General features: G+C 74.0%; 24 protein-coding genes. 8 read left to right on the top strand and 16 right to left on the bottom strand.

The genetic code is table 11. The features are described 5' to 3' along the window. Positions 1–8: 8 nt before the first annotated feature. Genes NFX44_RS14965 through NFX44_RS14945 form a run of 5 tightly spaced genes read right to left on the bottom strand, consistent with a single transcriptional unit; the run spans position 9 to position 5,370 of the window. Positions 9–401: a hotdog domain-containing protein gene (locus NFX44_RS14965; RefSeq protein ID WP_262284150.1), complete on the bottom strand. Its 393-nt coding sequence runs from the start codon at positions 399–401 to the stop codon at positions 9–11. Next, positions 398–1,150, bottom strand: coding sequence for an OAM dimerization domain-containing protein (locus NFX44_RS14960; RefSeq protein WP_262284149.1), 753 nt, complete (start codon positions 1,148–1,150; stop codon positions 398–400). Before NFX44_RS14960 ends, NFX44_RS14965 begins: the two co-directional genes overlap by 4 nt. Then, entirely contained in the window at positions 1,147–2,706 is a 1,560-nt protein-coding gene (locus tag NFX44_RS14955; protein WP_262284148.1) for a lysine 5,6-aminomutase subunit alpha, read from the bottom strand. The genes NFX44_RS14960 and NFX44_RS14955 overlap by 4 nt, the downstream gene beginning before the upstream one ends. 37 nt (positions 2,707–2,743) lie before the next feature. Continuing rightward, the gene (locus NFX44_RS14950; RefSeq protein WP_262284147.1) at positions 2,744–4,315 is read right to left on the bottom strand and encodes an amidohydrolase; all 1,572 of its coding nucleotides are present in this window, start codon (positions 4,313–4,315) and stop codon (positions 2,744–2,746) included. Positions 4,316–4,320: 5 nt separating this feature from the next. After that, positions 4,321–5,370, bottom strand: a complete 1,050-nt coding sequence (locus NFX44_RS14945) for a zinc-binding alcohol dehydrogenase (protein WP_262284290.1) — start codon at positions 5,368–5,370, stop codon at positions 4,321–4,323. Between the two features lie 155 nt (positions 5,371–5,525). On the opposite strand from NFX44_RS14945, the gene NFX44_RS14940 reads away from it, so the two are divergent. Continuing rightward, the gene (locus NFX44_RS14940) at positions 5,526–6,932 is read left to right on the top strand and encodes a KamA family radical SAM protein (protein WP_262284146.1); all 1,407 of its coding nucleotides are present in this window, start codon (positions 5,526–5,528) and stop codon (positions 6,930–6,932) included. Between the two features lie 84 nt (positions 6,933–7,016). Here the strand turns inward: NFX44_RS14940 and NFX44_RS14935 are convergent, their stop codons facing one another. Next, a complete protein-coding gene (locus NFX44_RS14935) occupies positions 7,017–7,778 on the bottom strand; it encodes a helix-turn-helix domain-containing protein (protein ID WP_262284145.1) in 762 nt (253 codons plus the stop codon). 226 nt (positions 7,779–8,004) lie between these two features. Here NFX44_RS14935 and NFX44_RS14930 point away from each other — a divergent pair, with 226 nt between their 5' ends. From NFX44_RS14930 to NFX44_RS14920, 3 genes are read left to right on the top strand one after another with little or no spacing between them, the layout of a single operon-like run. Next, the gene (locus NFX44_RS14930; RefSeq protein WP_262284144.1) at positions 8,005–8,673 is read left to right on the top strand and encodes a DUF4097 domain-containing protein; all 669 of its coding nucleotides are present in this window, start codon (positions 8,005–8,007) and stop codon (positions 8,671–8,673) included. Positions 8,674–8,687: 14 nt separating this feature from the next. Further along, on the top strand, positions 8,688–9,650 hold the full coding sequence (locus NFX44_RS14925; protein ID WP_262284143.1) for an ATP-binding cassette domain-containing protein: 963 nt from the start codon (positions 8,688–8,690) through the stop codon (positions 9,648–9,650). Next, positions 9,647–10,435 carry an ABC transporter permease gene (locus NFX44_RS14920; protein ID WP_262284142.1) on the top strand — a complete coding sequence of 263 codons (789 nt, stop codon included), beginning with the start codon at positions 9,647–9,649 and terminating at the stop codon, positions 10,433–10,435. Before NFX44_RS14925 ends, NFX44_RS14920 begins: the two co-directional genes overlap by 4 nt. Positions 10,436–10,511: 76 nt before the next feature. On the opposite strand, the gene NFX44_RS14915 is transcribed toward NFX44_RS14920, so the two are convergent. From NFX44_RS14915 to NFX44_RS14905, 3 genes are all read right to left on the bottom strand, one after another. Next, positions 10,512–10,844: a YnfA family protein gene (locus NFX44_RS14915; RefSeq protein WP_262284141.1), complete on the bottom strand. Its 333-nt coding sequence runs from the start codon at positions 10,842–10,844 to the stop codon at positions 10,512–10,514. 87 nt (positions 10,845–10,931) lie between these two features. Next, a complete protein-coding gene (locus NFX44_RS14910; RefSeq protein ID WP_262284140.1) occupies positions 10,932–11,126 on the bottom strand; it encodes a CsbD family protein in 195 nt (64 codons plus the stop codon). Between the two features lie 112 nt (positions 11,127–11,238). After that, on the bottom strand, positions 11,239–11,946 hold the full coding sequence (locus tag NFX44_RS14905) for an SDR family NAD(P)-dependent oxidoreductase (RefSeq protein ID WP_262284139.1): 708 nt from the start codon (positions 11,944–11,946) through the stop codon (positions 11,239–11,241). 108 nt (positions 11,947–12,054) lie between these two features. On the opposite strand from NFX44_RS14905, the gene NFX44_RS14900 reads away from it, so the two are divergent. Together NFX44_RS14900 and NFX44_RS14895 are read left to right on the top strand one after the other, a co-directional pair. Beyond that, complete coding sequence (locus tag NFX44_RS14900; RefSeq protein WP_262284138.1) at positions 12,055–12,894, top strand: helix-turn-helix transcriptional regulator; 840 nt, start codon at positions 12,055–12,057, stop codon at positions 12,892–12,894. A 47-nt stretch (positions 12,895–12,941) separates the two neighbouring features. Beyond that, positions 12,942–13,547: a histidine phosphatase family protein gene (locus NFX44_RS14895; protein WP_262284137.1), complete on the top strand. Its 606-nt coding sequence runs from the start codon at positions 12,942–12,944 to the stop codon at positions 13,545–13,547. A 118-nt stretch (positions 13,548–13,665) separates the two neighbouring features. Here NFX44_RS14895 and NFX44_RS14890 read toward each other — a convergent pair whose 3' ends face one another. From NFX44_RS14890 to NFX44_RS14860, 7 genes are all read right to left on the bottom strand, one after another. Continuing rightward, positions 13,666–15,408 carry a CDP-glycerol glycerophosphotransferase family protein gene (locus NFX44_RS14890; protein WP_262284136.1) on the bottom strand — a complete coding sequence of 581 codons (1,743 nt, stop codon included), beginning with the start codon at positions 15,406–15,408 and terminating at the stop codon, positions 13,666–13,668. 249 nt (positions 15,409–15,657) lie between these two features. Further along, positions 15,658–16,167 (bottom strand): Lrp/AsnC family transcriptional regulator, encoded by a 510-nt coding sequence (locus NFX44_RS14885; protein WP_262284135.1) that lies wholly within the window; start codon positions 16,165–16,167, stop codon positions 15,658–15,660. Between the two features lie 90 nt (positions 16,168–16,257). Then, positions 16,258–17,400: an acyl-CoA dehydrogenase family protein gene (locus tag NFX44_RS14880; protein ID WP_262284134.1), complete on the bottom strand. Its 1,143-nt coding sequence runs from the start codon at positions 17,398–17,400 to the stop codon at positions 16,258–16,260. Next, a complete protein-coding gene (locus tag NFX44_RS14875; RefSeq protein WP_262284289.1) occupies positions 17,397–18,512 on the bottom strand; it encodes a Xaa-Pro peptidase family protein in 1,116 nt (371 codons plus the stop codon). The genes NFX44_RS14880 and NFX44_RS14875 overlap by 4 nt, the downstream gene beginning before the upstream one ends. 43 nt (positions 18,513–18,555) lie before the next feature. Next, positions 18,556–19,641, bottom strand: coding sequence for an aromatic acid exporter family protein (locus NFX44_RS14870; RefSeq protein ID WP_262284133.1), 1,086 nt, complete (start codon positions 19,639–19,641; stop codon positions 18,556–18,558). Positions 19,642–19,739: 98 nt separating this feature from the next. Beyond that, complete coding sequence (locus NFX44_RS14865; protein ID WP_262284132.1) at positions 19,740–20,576, bottom strand: siderophore-interacting protein; 837 nt, start codon at positions 20,574–20,576, stop codon at positions 19,740–19,742. Further along, a complete protein-coding gene (locus NFX44_RS14860) occupies positions 20,573–21,610 on the bottom strand; it encodes an ABC transporter substrate-binding protein (RefSeq protein ID WP_262284131.1) in 1,038 nt (345 codons plus the stop codon). Before NFX44_RS14860 ends, NFX44_RS14865 begins: the two co-directional genes overlap by 4 nt. 194 nt (positions 21,611–21,804) lie before the next feature. Here NFX44_RS14860 and NFX44_RS14855 point away from each other — a divergent pair, with 194 nt between their 5' ends. Further along, complete coding sequence (locus tag NFX44_RS14855) at positions 21,805–22,755, top strand: iron ABC transporter permease (RefSeq protein WP_262284130.1); 951 nt, start codon at positions 21,805–21,807, stop codon at positions 22,753–22,755. Further along, complete coding sequence (locus NFX44_RS14850) at positions 22,752–23,777, top strand: iron chelate uptake ABC transporter family permease subunit (protein ID WP_262284129.1); 1,026 nt, start codon at positions 22,752–22,754, stop codon at positions 23,775–23,777. Before NFX44_RS14855 ends, NFX44_RS14850 begins: the two co-directional genes overlap by 4 nt. Positions 23,778–23,793: the final 16 nt, after the last annotated feature.

Genomic DNA, 23,793 nt, shown 5'->3' with positions numbered 1-23,793 from the left:
CCTCGCGCTCACGCCGCTGGGGGGACGACCACCGTGCCGGTGGCGGTGACCGCGACGATCGGCTCGGCGAGGACCTCGGCGGCGGACTCGCCCTTGTCGGGGCGGCCCCGGCACACCACCCGGGCGGCGAAGTCGATGGTGCGGCTGCGGGTGCCCACCCGGGTGACCGTGGCGGTCACCTCCAGCACGTCACCGGCCTTCATGGGCGCCTTGAACTGCACGTCCGAGTAGGAGGCGAATAGACCCTCGTCGCCGTCGGTGCGGATGCACACCTCGGTGGCGACGTCGCCGAACAGGCCCAGCGCGTACGCCCCGTCGACCAGGTTGCCGGCGTAGTGGGCGTGGGAGTACGGCACGTACCGGCGGTGGGTGACGGTCAGGCCGACCCGGGGGTCACTCATGCTCTCGCCTTCTTCTCGGTGATCAGGGCGTGGACCAGGTAGCTGGCGACCTCGCCGGGGGTGGTGCCGCGGCCGAAGATCCGGTCGACGCCCAGCTCCCCGGTCATGGTCTCGTCGAAGCGGGGGCCGCCGACGATGAGCAGGGGCCGCCTGCCGGCGGGCATGGCCTCCCGGAACGCGGCGGACATCTCCCGGGTGTTGTGCAGGTGCGCGTCGCGTTGCGTGACGACCTGGGAGACCAGCACGGCGTCGGCCTTCTCCTGCCGGGCGGCCTCGACCAGCTCGGGGACGCTGACCTGCGCGCCCAGGTTGGTGACCTTGAGTTCGCGGTAGTACTCCAGGCCCTTCTCCCCGGCGATGCCCTTCACGTTGAGGATGGCGTCGATGCCGACGGTGTGCGCGTCGGTGCCGATGCAGGCGCCCACCACGGACAGCTTGCGCCGCAGCCGCTGCTTCACCACCGTGTTGACCTCCTTGGCCGACAGCAGCGGGAAGTCCCGTTCCACCACCTGCACCTTGTCCAGGTCCACGAGGTGGTTCACCCGGCCGTAGACGACGAAGAAGGTGAATCCGTCGCCCATCTGCTTGGCGTGCACCAGCATGGCCGGGTCCATGCCCATCTTGTTGGCCAGCTGCACGGCGGCGCCCTCGGCGCGCTTGTCGTGCGGCACCGGCAGCGTGAACGACACCTGCACCATGCCGTCGCCGGTGGTGTCCCCGTACGGCCGGACGATCTTCTTCTCCGTCATGCCGCCTGCTCCAGGATGTCCGTGGCGGGGTTGTAGTAGTCGGCCTCGTGCTTCGCGACGCCGTCGAGGCCCTTGCCCCGGTCGGCGGGCCGCTTCATGATCCCGAAGGTGCCCTCGGCGATCGCGGTGAGCAGCGACTGGTCGCCGATGCGCTCCAGCAGGTCGACGGCCTCGCCGAGCACCCGGTGGGCGCGCTGCTGGATGAACCCGCCGGGTGCGGGCACGAAGTCCTCGTGCAGGCCGCCGGCGGCGCCCAGCACGTACCGCACGTTCTGCAGGGCGATGTCCCGGTCGGACAGCCACGGGGTGACCACCGCCTCGGTCATCATGCCGACCAGCAGGATGCCCTGCCCGGTCATGGTGCCGACCAGGTTGAAGAACCCGTCGAGCAGGTTGCCGCGGAACACGTCGCCGGTCATGTGCTTGGTCGGCGGCATCCACTTCAGCGGCGCGTCGGGGAACAGTTCCCGGGCCAGCAGCGCGTGCGCCAGCTCCAGCCGGAACGACTCCGGCAGGTCCGGGTTGATCTCGAACGCGTGGCCCAGGCCGAGCTGCCAGTCGGCCAGTCCCGCCTCGTGGGCGAAGTACTCGTTGAGCAGCTGCGACACCGTCACCGTGTGCGCCTCGTCGACCGCGTCGGCGGTGGTGAGGTAGTTGTCCTCGCCGGTGTTGATGATGATGCCGGCGCGGGCGTGCACCTGCCGGGAGAACCGCTGGTCGACGAACGTGCGGATCGGGTTGATGTCGCGGAACAGGATCCCGTACATCGAGTCGTTGAGCATCATGTCGAGCCGTTCCAGGCCGGCCAGGGTGGCCATCTCCGGCATGCACAGGCCCGACGCGTAGTTCGTCAGCCGCACGTACCGGCCCAACTCCCGCGACGACTCGTCCAGCGCGGCCCGCATGAGCCGGAAGTTCTCCTGCGTGGCGTAGGTGCCGGCGAAGCCCTCCCGGGTGGCGCCCTCGGGCACGTAGTCCAGCAGCGACTGCCCGGTGGAGCGGATCACGGCGATGATGTCCGCCCCGGCCCGCGCCGCGGCCTGCGCCTGCGGGATGTCCTCGTAGATGTCGCCGGTCGCCACGATCAGGTAGATCCAGGGCCGCTGCTTCGGGTCCCCGTACCGCTTCACCAGCCGCTCCCGTTCGGCGCGGCGCCGGTCGATCTGCCGCACACCCGCGGCGACCGCCTTCCGGGCGGCCCGCCGGGCGGCCGTGGCGGCCTTGCCGGTGGGCTGGGTGAACCGCACCGACCCGGCGGCGGCCTTCTGCGCCAGCAGCGTCACGTCGGCGATCTGCTCCCGCGCCAGGGCGTCGAACACCGGCGCGGCCACCCCGTGGCCGAGACCGACGTCGGCGACGACCGCGTCGACGAGACGGTTCACCCACGGGATGCCGTCGGGGTCGGCGCCGGTCACCCCGGCCAGCCGCAGCACCGCCCGCTCCACCGACACGGTGGTGTGGCTGCGCGCCAGATCCACCACCGGCTGCCCGGCGCGGCGCGCCAACTCCCGCGCCCGCGCCACCAGCGCCGGATCCAGCCCAAGCTTGCCTGTCACGCCGTCGCGCCCCTGTCTGTGCCGATGCTCCGCACGCTCACGAAGCCCCTTCCTGATAGATCACGTCTCCGCGCAGGACCGTGGCCCGGCACACCGGCAGCGGCGTCGGGTCGTCCGCGCCGCGCGCCTCCGGGTCCTCGGCCTGCAGCACCGGCAGGCCCCGCTCCACCCCGGCCGGGGTGTCCCACACCGCGAACGTCGCCGGCGCGCCGAGGGCGAGGACCCCCTCGTTGTCCAGGTGCACGGCCCGCCACCCGCCGCGGGTGTGCGCGGCGAACGCGGCCCGCGCGCTCATCCGCTGCGCCGGGTTGTGGTGCGCCGCCGCGGCCCGCACCGACCCCCACGGGTCCAGCGGCGTCACCGGCGAGTCCGACCCGAACGCCAGCGCCACCCCCACCCCGTGCATGGCGCCCATCGGGTTGGACTCCAGCGACCGGGACAGGCCCAGCCGGGACTCGTACATCCGGCCGGCGCCGCCCCACAGCCGGTCGAACGCCGGCTGCATCGACGCCACGATGCCGTACTCCACGAACCCGGCGATGAGCCGCTTGCTCATGATCTCGGCGTGTTCGACCCGGTGCCGGGCCGCCCGCAGCCGGTCCACGCCCACCTTCCGCGCGGCCTGCGCGAACCCGTCCAGCACCGTGCCGATGGCGGCGTCGCCGATCGCGTGGAAGCCGCCCTGCAGCCCGTGCGCCGCGCAGTCCAGCAGGTGGTCGCGCACCTGCTCGGCGGTGACGTAGCCGTGCCCGCAGGCGCCGGGCTCCCCGTCCAGGTACGCCGCCGACACGTGCGCGGTGCGCGACCCGAGCGCCCCGTCGGCGTACAGGTCACCGCCGGCGCCGACCGCGCCCAGCTCCCGGGCCTTCGCGGCGCCCAGCAGCTCACCCCAGTACCCGTACACCTCGGGCACGCCGTCGCCGGAGATCGCCAGCAGGCCGGTGAAGTCGCTCTCGTCGGAGGTGCCCGGGCCGCCGCACTCGTGCACCGCGGCGATCCCCAGCGACGCGGCGTGCCGCAGGGCGGTGCGCTGGGCGGCCACCCGCTGCGCCGCCGTCACCGAGCCCAGCGCCGCCGCCCGCACCACGTGGTGGGCGTCGCGGCGCAGCCAGCCCGACGGGTCGTAGCCGGCGGCGGTCGCCGCGTCCGGGCAGGCGGCCAGCAGCGCCGCCGACACCAGCGCCGAGTGGATCGACGCCTGCGACAGGTACACCTTGCGGCCCCCGGCCGCCCGGTCCAGCGCCGCCGCGTCGGGCAGGGCCGGCTCCGCCCAGGACGACTCGTCCCAGCCGTGCCCCAGCACCACCGCGTCGGACGGCAGGGCGGCGGCGAACGCGGACAGGGCCTCCAGCAGCCCGGTCGCGGACCGCACCGCCGACAGGTCCAGCCCCGACAGGGCCAGGCCCGTGTCGGTGGCGTGCACGTGCGCGTCGACGAACGCCGGCGTCACGAGCGCCCCGCCCAGCTCCACCACCCGGTCGGCGGCCGGCGCGTCGGCGTCGGCGCCCAGCCAGGCGATCCGCCCGTCGCGCACCAGCAACGCCGTCGCGCTCGGGTCGGCCGGACAGTGCAGCACTCCGCCGCGGTACAGGGTCGAGGGGTTCGTCATGACGCTCAGTCTGCCGCCAGCCGGGCCTCGAACAGACGACGCACCCCCGGCTCGCCGCGCAGCAGGTCCAGCGCCAGGGCGGCGTGCCCCGGCACGTACCCGTTGCCGACCAGCATGGTCACGTCCGCGGCCAGGCCCTCGGCGCCCAGCGCGGCGGCCGCGAAGCTCGTCGCCATGGAGAAGAAGATCACCGTGCCGCCGTCGTTGGTGGCGAGGACCGCCCCGTGCTCGCAGCCCGGCACGTCCACGCAGACCACCGTGACGTCCGCGGGGGCGTTCAGCGCCGTGGTCACCGCCGTGGACAGGCCGACCGGGTCGCGGGCGTCGGCCAGCGCGACCACGTCGGCCAGGCCGGCCGCGTCGAGCGCGTCGCGCTCCGCCGCCACCGGCACGACCCCGACGGTACGGCCGGCGCCGGCCCGCCGCGCGGCGGCCAGGGACAGCGAGCCGCTCTTGCCGGCGCCGCCGATCACCGCCACGGTCACCGGGCGTGGGTCCTCCTCGCGGCGGCGCCGCGCCACCTGCTCGGCGACCACCCGCGCGGTCAGCGCCGGCGCCCCGCACACGTCGAGCACGGCCAGGGACAGCTCCGGGTGCAGGTCGTCCGGGAGGACCGCGGCGATCGAGCGGGCGAACAGGATGGCGTAGCCGTCGCAGGGCACCTGCTCGCTGCGCCCGTCCCAGCGGGCCAGATCGTCGAGGATCGTCAGCGGGGTCAGCGTCAGCGACACCAGGGTGGCCACCCGGTCGCCGGGCCGCAGCCCGAGCGGGGACCGCTTCCCGGCCTCCTCCACCGTGCCGATGAGCATGCCGCCGGAGCCGGTGACCGGGTTCTGCATCTTCCCCCGGGTCGAGATAATCTCCAGCACCTCGGCGCGGACCTTCTCCCCGTCGCCGCCGTGCTTCTCCGACAGCTGCCGGAAGCTCGCCGCGTCCAGGTTCAGCCGCTCGACCCGGATCCGCACCTCGTTGGCGGCGATCCGCGGATCGGCGTCCAACCGCCACGCCGCCTGCGGCAGCACCCCCGCCGGTTCCACGACTCGGTGCAGACCCACCGGTGACGTCACGCCGACCCCCTAAGTCCAGCCGCCCGAAACCCCGGCCAGGGCTCGCGTCGCGGGAAAACTTACGGCAGACTAATTTCTTCACCGGATATTTTCCAGTAACCTTCGGGATCGTTGATCACCCGCACCACATGTCAGGAGGGGCCGTGACCCAGACCCAACCGGTTGAGACCATCCCTCAACCCCGTCACGCCCCGGTCGCCGTTCCGACCGCCGGGCAGCCGTACGAGTACCGCCGCAGCCCCCTGGTCGAACCCGACTGGACCCGCTTCCCCGGCTGGCGCCACGTCACCCGGGAGCAGTGGGAGAACGCCCAGTGGCAGCGGGTCAACTGCGTCAAGAACATCAAGCAGCTGCGCACCGTCCTGGGCGACCTCGTCGACGAGAGCTTCTACGCCGACCTCGAGGCCGACCAGAAGGCCCTGGCCACCATGTCGATGCTGGTGCCCCCGCAGATGGTCAACACCATGGTGCCGTTCGAGCCCATGACGACCGAGGCGTTCCTCGCCGACCCGATCCGCCGCTACATGATCCCCGTCGCCTCCGACCGGCGCACCGACTGGCCCTCCCACCCCTACGCCAGCCGCGACAGCCTCCACGAGCACGACATGTGGGTCGCCGAGGGGCTCACCCACCGCTACCCCACCAAGGTCCTCGCCGAGCTGCTGTCCACCTGCCCGCAGTACTGCGGCCACTGCACCCGGATGGACCTGGTCGGCAACTCCACCCCCGCCGTCGACAAGCTGAAGCTCACCCTGAAGCCCGTCGACCGCTACGACGCCCACATCACCTACCTCAAGGCCCACCCCGGCGTCCGCGACGTGGTGGTCTCCGGCGGCGACGTGGCCAACGTGCCGTGGAAGAACCTCGAGTCGTACCTGATGCGGCTGCTCGAACTGGAGACCGTCCGCGACATCCGGCTCGCCACCAAGGCCCTCATGGGCCTCCCCCAGCACTGGCTCCAGCCCGACGTCGTCGAGGGCCTGGAACGCGTCGCCCGCACCGCCTCCCGCCGCGGCGTCAACCTCGCCATCCACACCCACGTCAACCACGCCCAGTCGCTCACCCCGCTGGTCGCCAAGGCCGCCCAGACCGCCCTCGACGTCGGCGTCCGCGACGTCCGCAACCAGGGCGTGCTCATGCGCGGCGTCAACGCCACCAGCGCCGACCTGCTCGACCTCTGCTTCGCGCTGCAGGGCGAGGCCGGCATCCTGCCGTACTACTTCTACATGTGCGACATGATCCCCAACGCCGAGCACTGGCGGGTCCCCGTCTGGCACGCCCAGCAGCTCCAGCACGACATCATGGGCTACCTGCCGGGCTACGCCACCCCGCGCATCGTCTGCGACGTCCCCTTCGTCGGCAAGCGCTGGGTGCACATGCTCACCGAGTACGACCGCGAACGCGGCATCTCCTACTGGACCAAGAACTACCGCACCTCGATCGAGTCCGCGGACCTGGAAGCGCTCAACAAGCGCTACGCCTACTACGACCCGATCGACACCCTGCCGGAGACCGGCCAGGCCTGGTGGACCGCCCACCGCGACGACTGACCCGCGAGCACCCCGACGCCCCCACGAGCCACCCGGCCGCGGGGGCGGCGGTCTGTTCGGGCCCCGCCGGCCGGCGGGGCCGGATCAGCCGGCGCTGCGATCCGACCGCGGTGCGGCGGCGCCGCCCGAGCCCGCCTCGGGCTTCGTGTAGAGGATCTCGCGGGCCTGCTCCGCGGCGCGGCTGATGCTCTCGGCGATGAAGTCGACGAACCGCGCGATGCTTTCGAGGCGGGTGGCGGCCGGGGTGCCGGCACCGAGGACGCTGACGCCCTGCCGCGCCACCTCCGCGAGCTGGGCGTTGGCCCGGGCGCCGGCGATCGTGCCCTGGTAGAAGACGTCGTCGTCGACGACGTAGCGCTCGCGGCGGCGCTCGTCGCGTTCCCTGCGGATGAGACCCTGGCTCTCCAGGAACGTGATCGCCTTGGAGACCGACGCCGGGCTGACCTGGAGGCGCCCGACGAGTTCGGACGCGGTGAGGCTGCCCGCGTCGGCCGTGTAGAGACACGTCAGCACCCGGGACATCATCTTGGGCAGACCCTGCTGCATGAGCAGGGTCGTGAACATCTCCTCGTACTCGCGCACCGCCTCGGCGTCGCGCCCGTGCGCCTGCGACGGCGCCTGCGGCCCCCGCGCGGGGGCCTGCCTGCGCCGCTGGGAGCGGCGTTCGGTGGCGCGGTGGGCCAGGTCCGCGCGGTAGGCGGTGGGGCCGCCGTTGCGCATCACCTCACGGGTGATCGTGGAGGTGGGACGGTCGAGACGTCTGGCGATCTCCGCGTAGGCGAGGCCGTCGGCCACCCCCAGCGCGATCTGCTGGCGTTCCTGCTGGGTGAGCCTGCCTCCCGGCATCGCGATATCCCCTCCACGGTCGTCCGATGCCGCCAGCATAGCGTTCAGTCGTCGCCCAATGCAACGGACGGAGCCGTTCGCGTTGCGTTAGATTCACTCCGGTTGCAACGATAATCTGCCCCCTAGCTGCGCTGATGCTGGTTTTCCGCAACAGGCTTGTTGCTGAACCTTTGAACGCAACGTAGCGTTTCCGATGTCAGAAACGACACGCGCGGCAGGAGAAACCATGCAGACCTTCGACACCCCCACCCCGATCACCGCAGTCCTCGACATCCCCGCCGGGCGCGTCCAGCTCATCGCCGCCGACCGGGCCGACACCACCGTCGACGTCCGGCCCGCCGACGCCGCCAAGAGCCGCGACGTGAAGGTGGCGGAACAAACCAGGATCCACTACGCCGACGGCGTCCTGCGCATCGAGGCCACCGCCCGCAACCAGATCCTCGGCAGCTCCGGATTCATCGAGGTCACCGTCCAGCTGCCCGCCGGCTCCCGCGTCCAGGTGAAGGCCGCCAGCGCCGACCTCCGGGCCGCCGGCCGGTTCGGCGACGTCACCTTCGAGGGCGCACACGGCGCCCTCACGATCGACGAGGCCGCCGGCGTCCGCCTCACCACCGCCGCCGGCGACGTCACCGTCGGCCGCCTCCACGGCCCCGCCGAGATCACCACCGCCAAGGGCGACATCCGCATCGCCGAAGCCGCCCGCGGCACCGTCGTGCTGCGCACCCAGGCCGGCGACATCTCCGTCGCCGCCGCCCACGGCGTCTCCGCCTCCCTCGACGCCGGCACCACCCACGGCCGGATCCACAACTCCCTCACCAACACCGGCGGCACCGCCGCCGGCCTGACCATCCACGCCACCACCGCCCTCGGCGACATCGACGCCCGCAGCCTGTAGAAGGAGCACCCACCATGACCAACCTGGCCATCGCGGCGAACGGACTGCGCAAGTCCTACGGCGACAAGGTCGTCCTCGACGGCGTCGACCTGACCGTCCCGCAGGGAACGATCTTCTCCCTGCTCGGCCCCAACGGCGCCGGCAAGACCACCGTCGTCAAGATCCTCTCCACCCTCATCTCCCCCGACCCCACCTCCGGACCCGTCCGCGTCGGCGGCCACGACCTCACCACCGACCCCCGGGCCGTCCGCGAAGCGATCGGCGTCACCGGCCAGTTCTCCGCCGTCGACGGCCTGATCACCGGCGCGGAGAACATGCTCCTCATGGCCGACCTGCACCACCTGTCCAAGCGCGACGGCCAGCGCACCGCCACCGAACTGCTGGAACGCTTCGACCTCACCGACGCCGCGGGCAAGCCCGCGTCCACCTACTCCGGCGGCATGAAGCGCCGCCTCGACCTCGCCATGACCCTCGTCGGCAACCCGCGGATCATCTTCCTCGACGAACCCACCACCGGCCTCGACCCCCGCAGCCGCCACAACATGTGGCAGATCATCCGCGAACTCGTCGCCGACGGCGTCACCGTCTTCCTCACCACCCAGTACCTGGAGGAGGCCGACCAGCTCGCCGACCGCATCGCCGTGCTCAACGACGGCCGGATCGCCGCCGAAGGCACCGCCGCGGAACTCAAACGGCTCATCCCCGGCGGACACGTCCAACTGCGCTTCGAGGACCCCGCCGCCTACGAGCGGGCCACCGCCGCGCTGCGCGACACCGTACGCGACGACCAGGCGCTCACCCTCCAGATCCCCAGCGCCGGCACCCAGCGCGAACTGCGCACCATCCTCGACCGCCTGGACGACGCCGACGTGCACGCCGACACCCTCACCGTCCACACCCCCGACCTCGACGACGTGTTCTTCGCCCTCACCGGCGGCGCCCGCATCCCCACCCAGCCCAAGGAGGCCCTCCGATGAGCACCCTCTCCCTCGCCGTACGCGACTCGTCCACGATGCTGCGCCGCAACCTGCTGCACGCCCGGCGCTACCCGTCCCTCACCCTCAACCTGCTGCTCACCCCGATCATGCTGCTGCTGCTGTTCGTCTACGTCTTCGGCGACACGATGAGCGCGGGCATCGGCGGCGGCCCGGACCGCTCCCGCTACATCGCCTACCTCGTCCCCGGCCTCCTGCTCATGACCATCGGCAGCACCGTGATCGGAACCGCGGTGTCCGTCTCCACCGACATGACCGAGGGCATCATCGCCCGCTTCCGCACCATGGCCATCCACCGCGGCTCGGTGCTCGTCGGCCACGTCGTCGGCAGCGTGCTGCAGTCGGTCCTGAGCGTGGTCCTCGTGGGCGCCGTCGCCGTGGCCATCGGCTTCCGGTCCACCGACGCCGGCGTCCTGGAGTGGCTCGCGGCGCTCGGGCTGCTCGTGCTCTTCGCCACCGCGCTCACCTGGATCGCGGTCGGCATGGGCCTGGTCAGCCCGAACGCCGAGGCCGCCAGCAACAACGCCATGCCGCTGATCCTGCTGCCGCTGCTGTCCAGCGCCTTCGTCCCCGTCGACGCCATGCCCGGCTGGCTCCAGCCGATCGCCGAGTACCAGCCGTTCACGCCCGCCATCGAGACCCTGCGCGGCCTGCTGCTCGGCAGCGGAATCGGCCACAACGGGTGGCTCGCGGTCCTCTGGTGCCTGGGACTGGCCGTGCTCGGCTACTTCTGGTCCACGTCCAAGTTCAACCGCGACCCGAGGTAACCCGCGCGCCCCGACGGCGGCGCACTCCGACACCCTGTCGGCGTGCGCCGCCCGGCGGCGTGTTCGGCGACGACCGTCAGCCCCGCGGCGCGTACATGATCACCGCGACCCCGGCCAGGCAGATCACCGCGCCCGTGAGATCCCACCGGTCCGGCCGGAACCCGTCCACCAGCACACCCCACGCCAGCGACCCGGCCACGAACACGCCCCCGTACGCCGCCAGGATCCGGCCGAAGTTGGGGTCCGGCTGGAACGTCGCCACGAAGCCGTACGCCCCCAACGCCAGCACACCGGCCGCCACCCACCACAGCCCCCGGTGCTCGCGCCAGCCCTGCCAGACCAGCCACGCGCCGCCGATCTCCGCCACCGCGGCCAGCACGAACAACACCAGGGAACGCAGGATCGTCACCCCGCGACCCTAACCAGCCCCCGACCTCCGAACGGCACGCGCAACGGCGGCGGGCCCCCGGCTGTCCGGGGGCCCGCCGCGTGCCGGTCACTTGTCGAAGGCGTCCCGGACGTTGCGTCCGGCCTCCTTGACGTTCTGCCCGGCCTGCCGCGCCCGGGCGGCACTCTGCTCGTTGGCGCCCTCGGCCCGCAACCGCTCGTTGTCGGTGGCGTCGCCGATCCGCTCCTTGGCCGCGCCGGCCATCTCCTGGGCCCGGCTCTTGGCCTTGTCGGTGAAGCTCATTGCGCCTCCTCGGCTCGTTCGGGCTTCCGCCGGTTGCGTCCCCGGTGCCGGTCTCCGCAAACGCTGTGGGCTGGCGCACGTCGCGTAGGGCATCCTAGGAAGATAGGTGAGCTCACCAGGGCAGCGTGCCGGCGACGTCGAAGTAGCCGCCGGTCGGGCCGTCCGGGCCCAGCTGGGCCATCCGGACGATGATCTCGGCGCCCTCCTCGACGGTCTGCGTGCCGGTCCGCCCGTTCAGGTCCGTCGCCGTGTACCCGGGTTCCACGGCGTTGATCCGCATGTCCGGGAACGCCTTGGCGTACTGCACCGTGACCATGTTGAGCGCCGTCTTGGAGGCGGGATACGCCACCCCGGGGTAGCCGTACGCCAGGTCAGCCGGGTCGGCGAGCCGGGTGATGGAGGCCAGGCCGCTGCTCACGTTCACCACCACCGGGGCGGCCGAGCGCCGCAGCAGCGGCAGGAACGCGTGGGTGACCCGGACCGGGCCGAAGACGTTCGTCTCGAACAGCGTCCGCATCTCCTCGGCGGTCACCTCCGCGGCGCCCACCACGCCGTTGTCCGCCGTCCGTCCCTCGATACCGGCGTTGTTGACCAGCACGTCCAGTCCCCCACCGGCCTCCACGGTGCGCGCCGCGGCCGCCACCGAGGCGTCGTCGGTGACGTCCAGCGGAACGGAACGCGCGCCCAGCCGCTCGGCGGCCCGGCGGCCGCGCTCCGCGTCCCGGCTGCCGATCCAGACGGTGTGCCCGGCGGCCACCAGCCGGCGGGCGGTCTCGAAACCGAGCCCCTTGTTGGCTCCGGTGATCAGTGTCGTCGTCATGTCACCAGGCTCCGTCGGCGCCCGGTGGCCAGCCAGGCGTCCCGTCTTCCTGGGACCGGCAGGACCACCCAGGGCCACCCAGGGCGGCCGCGGGGCAGACTGGTGGGCGTGGCGGAGGCGGAGTTCGGGCAGGCGGTACGCCGGTGGCGCGACCGGGTGCCGCCCGAGGCCGCCGGGCTGCCAACCGGCCGGTCGCGGCGGGCGGCCGGACTGCGCCGGGAGGAACTGGCGCTGCTGGCCGGGATCTCCGTCGACTACCTGACCCGCCTGGAGCAGGGCCGCGCGGCCCACCCGTCGGCGCAGGTCGTCGCGGCGCTGGCCCGGGCGCTGCGGCTCTCCGGCGCCGAACGGGCCCACCTCTACCGGCTGGCCGGGCTCGCGCCGCCCGGCCCGCAGGCCGTGCCCACCGAGGTCACCCCGAGCGTGCAGCGGCTGCTGGACCGGCTGGCGGGCACGCCGGTGGCGGTCTACGACGCCACCTGGACGCTGCTGGTGGCGAACCCGCCGTACGCGGCGCTGATGGGCGACCCGTCCGGGTGGCGGGGCGACGAGCGCAACGGCGTGTGGCGGCACTTCCTCGGCCCCGGCTCGCGGGTCCGGCTCGGCCCCGAGGAACGGCGCGGGTTCGAGGCCGCGCTGGTCGGCGACCTCCGTTCCGCCGCCGCCCGCTACCCGGCCGACCCGCGGCTGGGCCGGCTCCTCGCCGAACTGCGGGAGCACAGCCCTCGGTTCGCCGAGCTGTGGGACGCCGGCACCGTCGGCCGGCACGCCGCCGCGCGCAAGACCGTCGACCACCCGCACGTGGGACCGCTGACCCTCGACTGCGACGTGCTCACCGTCGCCGGCAGCGACCTGCGGATCATGGTCTACACCGCCGAACCGGGCAGCCCGGACGCCGAACGCCTCGCCCTGCTCACCGTGCTCGGCACCCAGTCGTTGCGCGGCTGACCTGCCACCCGCCGGCCCGGACCGCGCGTCCGTGGTTGACTGGGCGGGTGAGCGAGATCCTGCTGATCCGGCACGGCGAGACCACCTGGAGCGCCAGCCGCCGGCACACCTCGTACACCGACCTGGAGCTGACCCCCGACGGCGAGCGGCAGTCCCAGGCGCTCGCCGTGGCGCTCTCCGGCCGGCGCTTCGTCCGGGTGCTGTCCAGCCCCCGGCAACGCGCGACCTGCACCGCGCACCTGGCCGGGCTCACCGTCGACGCCACCGATCCCGACCTGGCCGAGTGGAACTACGGCGCCTACGAGGGGCGCACCACCGTGGACATCCACGAGGAGAACCCGCGGTGGAACATCTGGACCGACGGCTGCCCCGACGGGGAGTCCCCCGCCGAGGTCGGCGCCCGGGTCGACCGGGTGCTCGACCGGGTGGCCCCGCTGCTGGAGCGCGGCAGCGTCGCGCTGGTCGGCCACGCGCACAGCCTGCGGGTGCTCGGCGCGCGCTGGATCGGCCTCCCCCCGTCCGCAGGCGGGTTGCTGCGGCTGGACACCGCCACCGTCAGCGTGCTCGGCCACGAGCACGGCCGGCGGGTCATCCAGCGCTGGAACCAGCCGGTACCGCAGAGCGTGGACGCCGACCGGGCGGCGCGGCACTGACCTGCCGGGGGCGTGGACGCCAGCCGCGGCGGAGAGCGGGCCGGGACCGGACGACGATCGGCTCCGGTTCAGCGTCCCTGCCGAACCGGAGCCGATCGTGGGCCCGTGCCGCTCGCGGTCAGAGGTAACGCGCGGCCTCATCGAGGAAGCGCTGCGCGTACCGGTCCGCCGGGATGTCCCCGAGGTAGTACTTCTTGAGGTCACGGCGGGCCGTGGCCAGCGGGTCGTCGCCGAGGAAGTCGTCCAGGACGGCGTCGAGCCCCTGCAACCGGCCGCCGTGGGCGTCGATCACGTAGGCCGCCCGCGCGAGCGGGAACGCCTCCGGGAACCGGGCCGCCGGCACCGAGACGGCGACCATGACGAAGGGCTTCTCCGAGTACAGGTAGTCCGCCACCACGCTCGACACGTCCGACACCATCGCGTCGGAGGCGTTGAAGCAGTCCGCGACCGACATCGACACCTCGGCCTCGGCGCCGAACACGTGCGGCCGCCCGTTCGTCCGCCGGTCGTCGGCCAGCAGCGTGCGGATCCGGTCGCACTCCCGCGACAGCGCCGGGGACCGCCGGCTGTACGGGTGCGGCCGGAAGACGACGCTGCACCCGCGGGCGACGAGCGCCTTCACGATGTCGTAGCCGACGAGCAGGGACGAATAGTTGGAGTCGGCGTAGAAGCCGGCCCACGTCGGGGCGTACAGGACCCGGGGGTTGGCGATCGAGGCGATCGGCTGGGTGGCGATCGCGACGTTCTCCACCTGGGGGCGCCCCACGATGGTGAACATCTCCGCCGGCATGTTCACGCCGTTGGCCGCGAAACGGTCGATCGCGGCCTGCCCGGCGACGAAGTTCTTGTCGTAGATCCGGAAGACCGGGTTGTGGCTCGGCACCTTGTCGCTGTCGCCGTGGTTGAGCTGGATGTGCTTCAGGTTCGTGTACCGGATGACGTGGTTGTTCATCGTCGCGGTGTTGACGTAGAAGGCCGCCCGCAGCGACGGGGCGATGACGTCGTCGATCTGGTTCAGCCCCATCCGCAGCACCACCGGCGCCTTGGTGAGAGCCACCACCTCCTGGAAGTTGGTCTGGTTGCGCACCAGCACGAAGAACTTCCGGCCGAGGCGTTCCAGGTAGGGCAGCCACATGGCGAGCTGGTACGCCGTGCCGGCGGGCGCGTTCCAGTGCACGAGGAAGACCGGCTCGTAGGCCGTCAGCGCGGCGAGGAGTTTCGCCTCCCGGCTGCGCCGCGCCCGCACCCGGCGCAGCGCCTGCACCGTGGTGAACAGGGTCAACCCGAGCGCCACGGCCCCCACCGCCAGCGCGACCCACCCGACCAGGTCGGTGAACGCGCAGACCAGTGCCGCGAGCACGGCAGCGCCGTTGACCAGCGCCACCCGGGCGGAGTTGGGGCTGCGGTCCCCCCGCGCGCCCATTCCGGGCAGGTTGGCCGAGACCGGGTAGACCGCCTCGGACACGGAGGCCAGCAGCGGCTCGCTGAGGATCGCCAGGCCGGCGACGGCCACCCCGACGGCCAGGGCCGGGTCGAGACTGCCGTGCACCGCGCCGAGCAGGTACGCGCAGGCGAGCAGGAGGACGCGACCCACCACGCCGGTCCCGGCGGCCGCCGCACCGCCACGCCACGTCCAGGCCAGGAGCGCGAGCGCGAGAACGGCCGGGGGCAGCGCCCAGAGGCGGGAGTTCCCCACCGCCGCCAGCAGCAGCGCGGCCAGGGCCGCCACCTCGACCGCCGCGGCGGGCAGCCGCGTACCGGCGGCCGACGCCCGCGCCTGCGCGAGCAGTCCGCTGATCCGGGACCGGCCCGGCTTCGAGGCCGTCATCGCCCGCTCCCCGCCGACCAGGCGCTGGTCCACCGCAGCCGCCTCGCCCCACGCCGGCAGGTCGCCAGGAACTTCTGTCGCAACGCCAACTCCTTTTCCAACGTGCTCACCCGTTCACCGGGCCCTCGCGGCTCGGCGAACGATGGTTCAAAGCGTAGGCGGACGTCGCGGATCGCCCCGATCCCGGCCGCCCACCGGCGCACGCGCGCACTCATCCACCGTGGCCCGCCCGAGGTCAGGGCCGGGCCGGCGCAAAAGGTGATCTTCGCGCGTTCGGGTGTGTCAACCCGGCTGCGAGCCCGCCGACCCGGCCGGCACGCCACGGAGCCGCTGCTGGTCCACCGGGTCCGGACCGACCTTCGGCGGCCGATGCTCGTACGGTGTGGAGAGCACCACGGTCGTCCGGGTGGTGACGTTCGCCGCCGTCCGGATCTCCTGCAGCACCCGCTCCAGGTCCGCCGGGCTGGCCACCCGCACCAGCAGCAGGTAGAAGTCCTCCCCGGCCACCGAGTAGCACGAGTCGATCTCCGGCAGGTGGGCGAGCCGCTCCGGGGCGTCGTCCGGCTGCGAGGGGTCGAAGGGCCGGATCGCCACGAACGCGGTCAGCGGCAGCTCCAGCGCCTCGAAGGAGACGCGGGCCGCGTACCCCTTGATGACGCCGCGCTGCTCCAGCCGGCGGACCCGCTGGTGGACGGCCGACACCGACAGCCCCACCTTCTCGGCCAGGTCCGTGTACGACAGCCGACCGTCTCCGGTCAGAGCGGCGACGATGGCGCGGTCGATCTCCTCCACGCGGTGCAACCTACCTGGAAAAGCGCTCCCACGCCGCACCCGGCCCGCCGCCGTGACGCTGCGCGGGCCGGGCGTCGCGCACCGCGTCGATCAGCCCTTGGCGAGCGCCCGGGAGATGACCAGCCGCTGGATCTGGTTGGTGCCCTCGACGATCTGCAGCACCTTCGCCTCGCGCATGTACCGCTCGACGGGGTGGTCGGCGACGTAGCCGGCGCCGCCGAGCACCTGCACCGCGTCGGTGGTCACCCGCATGGCCATGTCGGTGGCGAACAGCTTCGCCTTCGCCGCCTCGATCGAGTACGGCCGGCCGGCGTCGCGCAGCCGGGCCGCGGCCAGGGTCAGGGCGCGGGCCGCGGAGATCTGGGTGGCGTGGTCGGCCAGGGCGAACCCGAGCCCCTGGAAGTCGATGATCGACCGGCCGAACTGCCGGCGCTCCCGGGCGTAGCCGATGGCGTAGTCCAGGGCGGCCTGCGCCAGGCCGACCGCGCAGGCGGCGATGCCGAGCCGGCCCGAGTCCAGCGCCGACATGGCGATGGTGAAGCCCACCCCCTCGCCGCCGATGAGCCGCTCGGCCGGCACCCGGGCCTCGTCGAAGGCGATCTGGGCGACCGGGGAGGCGTGCAGGCCCATCGTGCGCTCGGCGGCCTGCGGGTGGATGCCGGGGGTGTTCCGGTCGGCCAGCAGGCAGGAGATGCCCTTCGGGCCGGGGCCGCCGGTGCGGCAGAAGATGTTGTAGAAGTCGGCGACCCGGGCGTGGGTGATCCACGCCTTGGTGCCGGAGACCACGTAGTCGTCGCCGTCGCGGACCGCCTTCGTGGTCAGCGCCGCGGCGTCGGAGCCACCCTGCGGCTCGGAGAGGCAGTACGCCCCCAGCAGCTCGCCGCCGATCATGTCGGGCAGCAGCTTGCGCTGGGCGTCCGTGCCGAACTGGGCGACCGGGTAGCAGGACAGGGTGTGCACGCTGACCGCCTCGGCGACGGCGAGCCAGCGGCTGGCGAGGATCTCCAGCACCTGGAGGTAGACCTCGTACGGCTGGGCGGCGCCGCCGTGCTCCTCGGCGTACGGCAGGCCGAGCAGGCCGGCCCGGCCCAGGGTGCGCAGCACGTCACGGGGGAACTCCCCGCGCTCCTCGAAGCCGGCGGCCCTGGGTGCGAGCTCCCGGTCGGCGAGTTCGGTGGCGAGGTCCAGCAGGTCGTGGGCCTCGTCGGTGGGGAGGATCCGGTCGACAGTCATAGCGCGATGAGCTCCGTGGGGGTGGTGTTGAGCCGCTGCCCGCCGTCCGTCGTGCAGACGACGATGTCCTCGATCCGGGCGCCGTGCCGCCCGGCGAGGTAGATCCCGGGTTCGACCGAGAACGCCATGCCGGCCTCCAGGGGCCGAGGGTTGCCGGCCACGACGTACGGGTCCTCGTGGGTGTCGAGGCCGATGCCGTGGCCGGTGCGGTGCAGGAACGCGTCGCCGTGACCGGCGGCCGCGATGATCTCCCGGGCGACCGCGTCGAGGGCCTCGGCGGTCACCCCCGGGCGGACGGCCGCCACGGCGGCGCGCTGCGCCTCGTGCAGGACCGCGTAGTAGTCGACGAACTCGGCCGGGGCGGGGCCGCCCGCGACGTAGGTGCGGGTGCAGTCGGACCGGTAGCCCGACGGCATGGTGCCGCCGATGTCGACCACCACCGGCTCGCCCGCCCCGATCGGCCGGTCCCCGGTCAGGTGGTGGGGGCTGGCGCCGTTCGGGCCGGCGGCCACGATGACGAAGTCGACCCGGACGTGACCCGCGGTCCGGATGGCGGCGGCGATGTCGCCGGCCACCTCGGCCTCGCTCCGGCCGGGGCGCAGCCACTCCCCCATCCGCCGGTGCACCGCGTCGATCGCGGCGCCCGCCTCGGCCAGGGCGGCCACCTCGGCGGGCGACTTGCGGATCCGCAGCTCGCGCAGCACCTCGGAGGCGAGCCGCTGGGCCGCGTCGGGCAGTGTCGCGCGCAGGGCGAGCACGTGCTCGGCCCACATCCGGTCGCTCAGGCCGACGGCGGCGGCCGGGCCGGGCAGCGCGGCCCGTACCAGCGGGAACGGGTCGGTGCCGTCGGCGTGGTCGACGATCCGGTAGCCGGCGCCGGGCGCGGCCTCGGCGCCGGGGCGTTCCAGCACCGGCACGATCAGGCTGGGCTCGCCCTCGGCGGGGAGCACCAGGCAGGTGAGCCGCTCTCCCTCGTGGGCGTCGTAGCCGGTCAGGTAGCGCAGGTCGGAGCCGGGGGTGAGCAGCAGCGCGTCCAGGCCCGCGGCGGCGGTGGCGCGCTGGGCGGCGACCAGCCGCTCGGCCGGGTACAGCTCGTCGATTCCCACCCCCAGAGCTTAACGGTCGTTTGGGCGATGGCGGGAGCCCGGTCGCCGCTCAGACCCCGGCCATCCGGTCCGCCTCGGGTTTGGTCAGCCCGGACGCCTGGAGCAGCTCGGCGACCACGATGAACACCTGCGAGGCGACGATGGTGCCGGAGAAGCCGAGCCCCTGCGCCCCGGCCCGCCGCGCCGTCCCGACCGCGCGCAACGCCTGGGCGCGGGCGATCTCGGGGGTCCGGCCGGCCAGGAAGTCGCGGTGCAGCAGCCGCAGCGCCTGCCCGAAGGTCTCGATGGCGGCCGGCAGGTCGGCCGGGACCGGCTCCCGGGCCTCGAGCAGCGCCACCACCCGGCGGACCATGTTGCGGCTGTTGGTGAAGGCCAGCTCCAGGTGCGTGGCCGCATGCTCGTAGCGGCGCAGCTGGGAGCGGCGCCGCCACCGCCACGGGGACAGCGACGCCACCTCCGCGGCCGCCGCGACGATCTCGGTGGTCTGTCTTCGCTCCGCCTCGGCGGTCTGCAGCCGCTGCAACGCGTCCTCGGCCCGTCCCGCGTCGCCGTCGGCGAGCGCCTCGGCGGTGACGGTCAACTGGTGGGCGAAGAGGTCGAGGCTGGCGCCGGCGGCGCGGTGCACCACCCGGACCGGATTCAGTGGCAGCAGGAGCAGCGCCACCACCACGGCCACCCCGCCGCCGACCAGCGCGTTGGCCGTCCGCGGCACGGCGAGGTCCGGCCCGCTGGGCTCGACGGTGCCCAGCAGGACGGCGGTGCTGCCGGCCTGCACCATGACCGCCCCGCTGCCACGGAACACCACCGCGGCCGAGATGGCCAGCGCGACGACCAGCCCGGTCTGCACGGGCCCGTTCCCGATCACCTGGATGATCAGGTCACCGACGAGCACCCCGAGGATCACCCCGCCGAGCAGTTCGGCGGTGCGGCGTACCCGGTTGCCGATCGCCGCGGCGATGGTGCCGACCGCGGCGGCGGGCGCGAACAGCGGCTGCGGGTTGTGCAGCAGGGTGTTCGCGATGTACCAGGACAACCCGGCCGCCAGCCCGGCCTGGAGGGCCACGATGAAATACCGGCGCAGCCGCTCGTACGCCTCCTGCGCGTGCCGCCGGGCGACGGCCACCACGCCGGTCACGGCGCGTCCCGGCGGTCCGGGCGCCACCGGCGGCACGGCCCGGGCGCGGTCACGCTTTCCTCTACCCCGGCGGCGCTCCGGTAGTCCCGCCGGGCCGCTCAGGCGCTCGCGGCCTCGGCCCGGAGGTCCTCCTCCGACGCGCCGCGACGCCAGTAGCCGGCGAAGGTGACCCGGCGGCGGTCCAGGCCGCGCTCGCCGACCAGGTGCCGGCGGACCGCCCGGACCATGCCGGCCTCGCCGGCGATCCACGCGTACGGGGCGGCGCCGGGCAGCCGGGCGGCGCGCAGCGCGTCGGCCAGCAGGCTGCCGCCCGGTGCGGTGACGCCCCGGACCAGCCAGGTCACCTCGGCGCGGGCGGCGCTGGGCAGCGGCTGGATGTCGCCGGCAGCGGGGACCTCGACGAAGGCCCGGACCGGGGTGCCGGCGGGCAGCCAGTCGAGGATCCCGCCGACGGCCGGCAGGGCGGTCTCGTCGGCGACCAGCAGCACGGAGTCGGCGCCGGTGGGCGGCTGGAAGCGCACGGTGCGCTCGTCGGGCACGGCCGGACCGAGCAGCAGCACCCGGTCGCCCGGGCGGGCCCGGCCGGCCCAGCGGGTGGCCGGGCCGGTGTCGCCGTGCCGGACGAAGTCGATGTCCAGCTCGCCGAGCTCGGGGCGCTGCGCCCGGATCGTGTAGGAGCGCATCACGGCGCGGACGGCCGGGTCCAGGCCGCGCCAGGCCGCGTACCAGTCCTCCCCCGCCTCGACCGGGACGACCGGGGCGTCCTGGCCGGGCTGCGGCAGGAAGACCGAGACGCTCTGGTCCCGGCCGCCGCCGGCGAACTCGCCGAGGTCGTCGCCGCCGAAGGTGACCCTCACCAGGCAGTCACCCACCGCCCGGGTGGCGACCACCCGGGCGGCGTAGAACCGGTACCGCAGGGCGACGGCGGTGGTCACGCCGTGACCTTCTTCGCGCCCCGGATGGCGGTGGCCAGGTTCTCCAGCAGCGGGGCGGCACCGGCGTACGAGAAGCGGGGCACCGCGTCCCAGGGCGTGACCTGGTTGGCCTTGACGGCGGGCAGCTGCGCCCAGGTGGGCTTGGCGGCGAGGTCCTTCGGCTGCAGGGCGGTGGGACGGTTGTCCAGCAGGATCAGGTCGGCCGGGAACTTGCCGGTGTTCTCCCAGCTCAGCGCCTCGAAGTAGTCGCCCTGTTCGAGCTTGGTCGGCACCACGATGTCGACGCCGAGTTCGGCGAAGTACATGAGGTCGGTGCTGACCTTGGGGTTGGAGACGTAGAACAGGTCGGGGCTGCCGGAGGCGGCCATCACCTTGATCCCCGGGTTCGCCTTGACCGCCTGGCGCACCGCGTCGGCGGCGGCCGCGAACCGGGCCTTCGCGTCGGTGACCTTCTTCGCGCCGAGGTCCGCGCCGAGGGAGCCGGCGAGTTCGGCGTACCGCTCGATCGGCCTGGTCATCGGGACGCGGGCCGTGGTGATGGCGACGCTCGACGCCAGCGGGAGGATCTTCGCCTTGCTCTCGTCCGGGACGTACCAGAGCGCGCCCGGGTCGTACATGTGGGTGACCAGCAGGTCGGGGCGGAGCCCCGCGTACTTCTCCAGATTGAACTCGCCCCAGGCGTTGCCGAGGATCTCGACCTGCTCGACGTTCAGGTCGCCGGCCTGCGGCTCCTTGCTGCCGTCGGCCTTCCTGGTCTCGCCGAACACACCGACGATCTGCTTGTCGAGTCCGAAGTCGACCAGAGCCGCGGCCACCCCGGTGAAGGCGACGATCCGGGACGGTCGGGCGGCGGCGTCGACCTTCTGCGGCCGGTCGTCGGTGAACGACCAGGGGCCACCGGTCGCGCCGGCGCCGGTGGCGGCGTCGCCGCCGTCCTTGCCGCAGCCGGCGAGAAGGGCGCCGAGGCCGGCGGCGCCGGCGGCGGCGAGGAGGCCACGGCGGGAGAGCCCGCGGCTGGACACGATGTCGGGCATGGCGAAGTCTTTCGATACGGGTCTGCGAACGACCATGGACAGGCGAGGTTAGGCTAACCTAACTGACGTTCCCGTCAAGGTTCTTCCTGCCCCCGGAGCCCACGCTGTCCGTCATCACCCCACCCCGAAGCGGCGCCGTCGCCGCCCCCGCGCCCGGACGCCGCCGGCTCCGGACCGGCGGGCTCGCCCTCGGCGTGCTGCTGCTCGCCGCGGTGGCCGTGCTCAGCCTCGCCCTCGGCGCGAAGCCGCTCCCCCTCGCCGACGTGTGGCACGGCCTCACCGACCCGGCCTCCCCCGAGTACGCCGTGGTGCACCAGGGACGGTTGCCCCGCACGCTGCTCGGCCTCGCCGCGGGCGCGGCGCTCGGCGTCGCCGGCGCGGCCATGCAGACGCTGACCCGCAACCCCCTCGCCGACCCCGGCCTGCTCGGCATCAACGCGGGCGCGTCGGCCGCGGTGGCCACCGCCACCGTGCTGCTCGGCGTCGCCGACCTCGACCACCAGGTCTGGTACGCGCTGCTCGGCGCCGCCGCCGTCACCGTGGCCGTGCACACCATCGCCGGCGGCCGGCAGGCCACCCCGGCCCGGCTGGCCCTGGCCGGGGCCGCGCTCAACGCGGCCCTCTACTCCTACGTCAGCGCCGTCATGCTGGTCGACAGCACCTCGCTCGAGCGGATGCGGTTCTGGACCGTCGGGTCCCTCGCCGGGGCGCGCACCGACACCGTGCCGAGCCTGCTGCCGTTCGTCCTGGCCGGACTGCTGGTCGCCCTGCTGGTGACCCGCCCGCTGGCCGCCCTCGCCCTCGGCGACGACTCCGCCCGGGCGCTCGGCGCCCGGCCCGGCCTGGTCCGGGGCGCGGTGATCGTCGCCGTCACGCTGCTCTGCGGAGCGGCCACCGCCGCCTGCGGGCCGATCGTCTTCGTCGGACTGCTCGCCCCGCACCTCGTGCGCGCCCTCACCGGGCCCGACCCGCGCCGGCTGCTGCCCTGGTGCGCGGTGATCGCGCCGGTGCTGCTGCTCACCGCCGACGTGGCCGGCCGGCTGCTGGGCCGCCCCGGCGAACTCCAGGTCGGCCTGGTCACCGCCGTGCTCGGCGGGCCGCTGTTCCTGCACCTGGTCCGGCGCGGACGGGTGGGCCGGCTGTGATCGTGCTGCGCCTCCCCGGCGGGCTGTCGCTGCGCCTGCGCCCCCGCGCCCTCGTCGTCGGCCTGGCCGGCACGCTGCTCGCCCTCGCCCTCGCCGTGCTGGCCGTCGGCGCCGGCGACTACCCGATCGCCCCCGCCGACGTGCTGCGCGTGCTGGCCGGCGGCGGCAGCCCCGCCGACCGGTTCATCGTCACCGAGCTGCGGCTGCCCCGGCTCGCCACGGCCCTGGCGGCCGGCGCCGCCCTCGGGCTGGCCGGCGCGGTCTTCCAGTCGCTGACCCGCAACCCGCTGGGCAGCCCGGACGTGCTCGGGGTCACCTCCGGCGCGGCCACCGGGGCGCTGACCGTCGTGGTGGTCGGCGGCGGCAGCGCCGCGCTGGCCGGGGCCGCGGCCGCCGGCGGACTGGCCACCGGCCTGCTGCTCTACGCGCTGGCCGGCCGGCACGGCGTCGGCGGGCACCGGCTGGTGCTCGTGGGCATCGGCGTCACCGCCGTCCTCACCGGCGTCAACGGCTGGCTGCTCACCCGCGCCCCACTCATGGACGCCGCCCGCGCCGCCCTCTGGATCACCGGCAGCCTGGACGGCCGGGGCTGGGCGAACGCGCTGCCGGTGCTCGGCGCGCTGGCGGTGCTGCTACCCGCCGTGCTGCTCGCCCGCGCCCCCGCGCTGCGGCTGCTGGAGATGGGCGACGACTCCGCGGCCGGCCTCGGCGTGCCGGTACGCCGGGTCCGGACGGCCGCGCTCGGCTCGGCCGTGCTGCTCGTGTCGGTCGCCGCGGCGGCCACCGGGCCGGTGTCGTTCCTGGCGCTGACCGCGCCGCACCTGGCCCGGCGGCTCACCCGCGCGCCCGGACCGAACCTGCTGCCGTCGGCGGTCGTCGGCGCGGCCCTGCTGCTCGCCGCCGACCAGCTCGCCCAGCACGCGGTGGCCGGGCGGCAACTGCCCGTCGGGGTGGTCACCGGCGTGCTCGGCGGCGGCTACCTGGCCTGGCTGCTCGCCGGCGAACGCGGGGGCCGGCGATGACCGGCCCCGACGAGAA

It is taken from the genome of Micromonospora sp. MA102 (genome assembly GCF_025460765.1).
Classification (GTDB): Bacteria; Actinomycetota; Actinomycetes; order Mycobacteriales; family Micromonosporaceae; genus Micromonospora; species Micromonospora halotolerans.
The sequence above is the reverse complement of the archived record's forward strand: the minus strand, read 5'-3'. Positions and strand labels throughout refer to the sequence as shown.

Bases quoted from the DNA above. Each gene is read 5' to 3' on its own strand.
- NFX44_RS14930 (WP_262284144.1), top strand. From the start codon at position 8,005: ATGCAGACCTTCGACACCCCCACCCCGATCACCGCAGTCCTCGACATC.
- NFX44_RS14965 (WP_262284150.1), bottom strand. From the start codon at position 401: ATGAGTGACCCCCGGGTCGGCCTGACCGTCACCCACCGCCGGTACGTG.
- NFX44_RS14935 (WP_262284145.1), bottom strand. From the start codon at position 7,778: ATGCCGGGAGGCAGGCTCACCCAGCAGGAACGCCAGCAGATCGCGCTG.
- NFX44_RS14960 (WP_262284149.1), bottom strand. From the start codon at position 1,150: ATGACGGAGAAGAAGATCGTCCGGCCGTACGGGGACACCACCGGCGAC.
- NFX44_RS14905 (WP_262284139.1), bottom strand. From the start codon at position 11,946: ATGACGACGACACTGATCACCGGAGCCAACAAGGGGCTCGGTTTCGAG.
- NFX44_RS14950 (WP_262284147.1), bottom strand. From the start codon at position 4,315: ATGACGAACCCCTCGACCCTGTACCGCGGCGGAGTGCTGCACTGTCCG.
- NFX44_RS14860 (WP_262284131.1), bottom strand. From the start codon at position 21,610: ATGCCCGACATCGTGTCCAGCCGCGGGCTCTCCCGCCGTGGCCTCCTC.
- NFX44_RS14910 (WP_262284140.1), bottom strand. From the start codon at position 11,126: ATGAGCTTCACCGACAAGGCCAAGAGCCGGGCCCAGGAGATGGCCGGC.
- NFX44_RS14880 (WP_262284134.1), bottom strand. From the start codon at position 17,400: ATGACTGTCGACCGGATCCTCCCCACCGACGAGGCCCACGACCTGCTG.
- NFX44_RS14920 (WP_262284142.1), top strand. From the start codon at position 9,647: ATGAGCACCCTCTCCCTCGCCGTACGCGACTCGTCCACGATGCTGCGC.
- NFX44_RS14925 (WP_262284143.1), top strand. From the start codon at position 8,688: ATGACCAACCTGGCCATCGCGGCGAACGGACTGCGCAAGTCCTACGGC.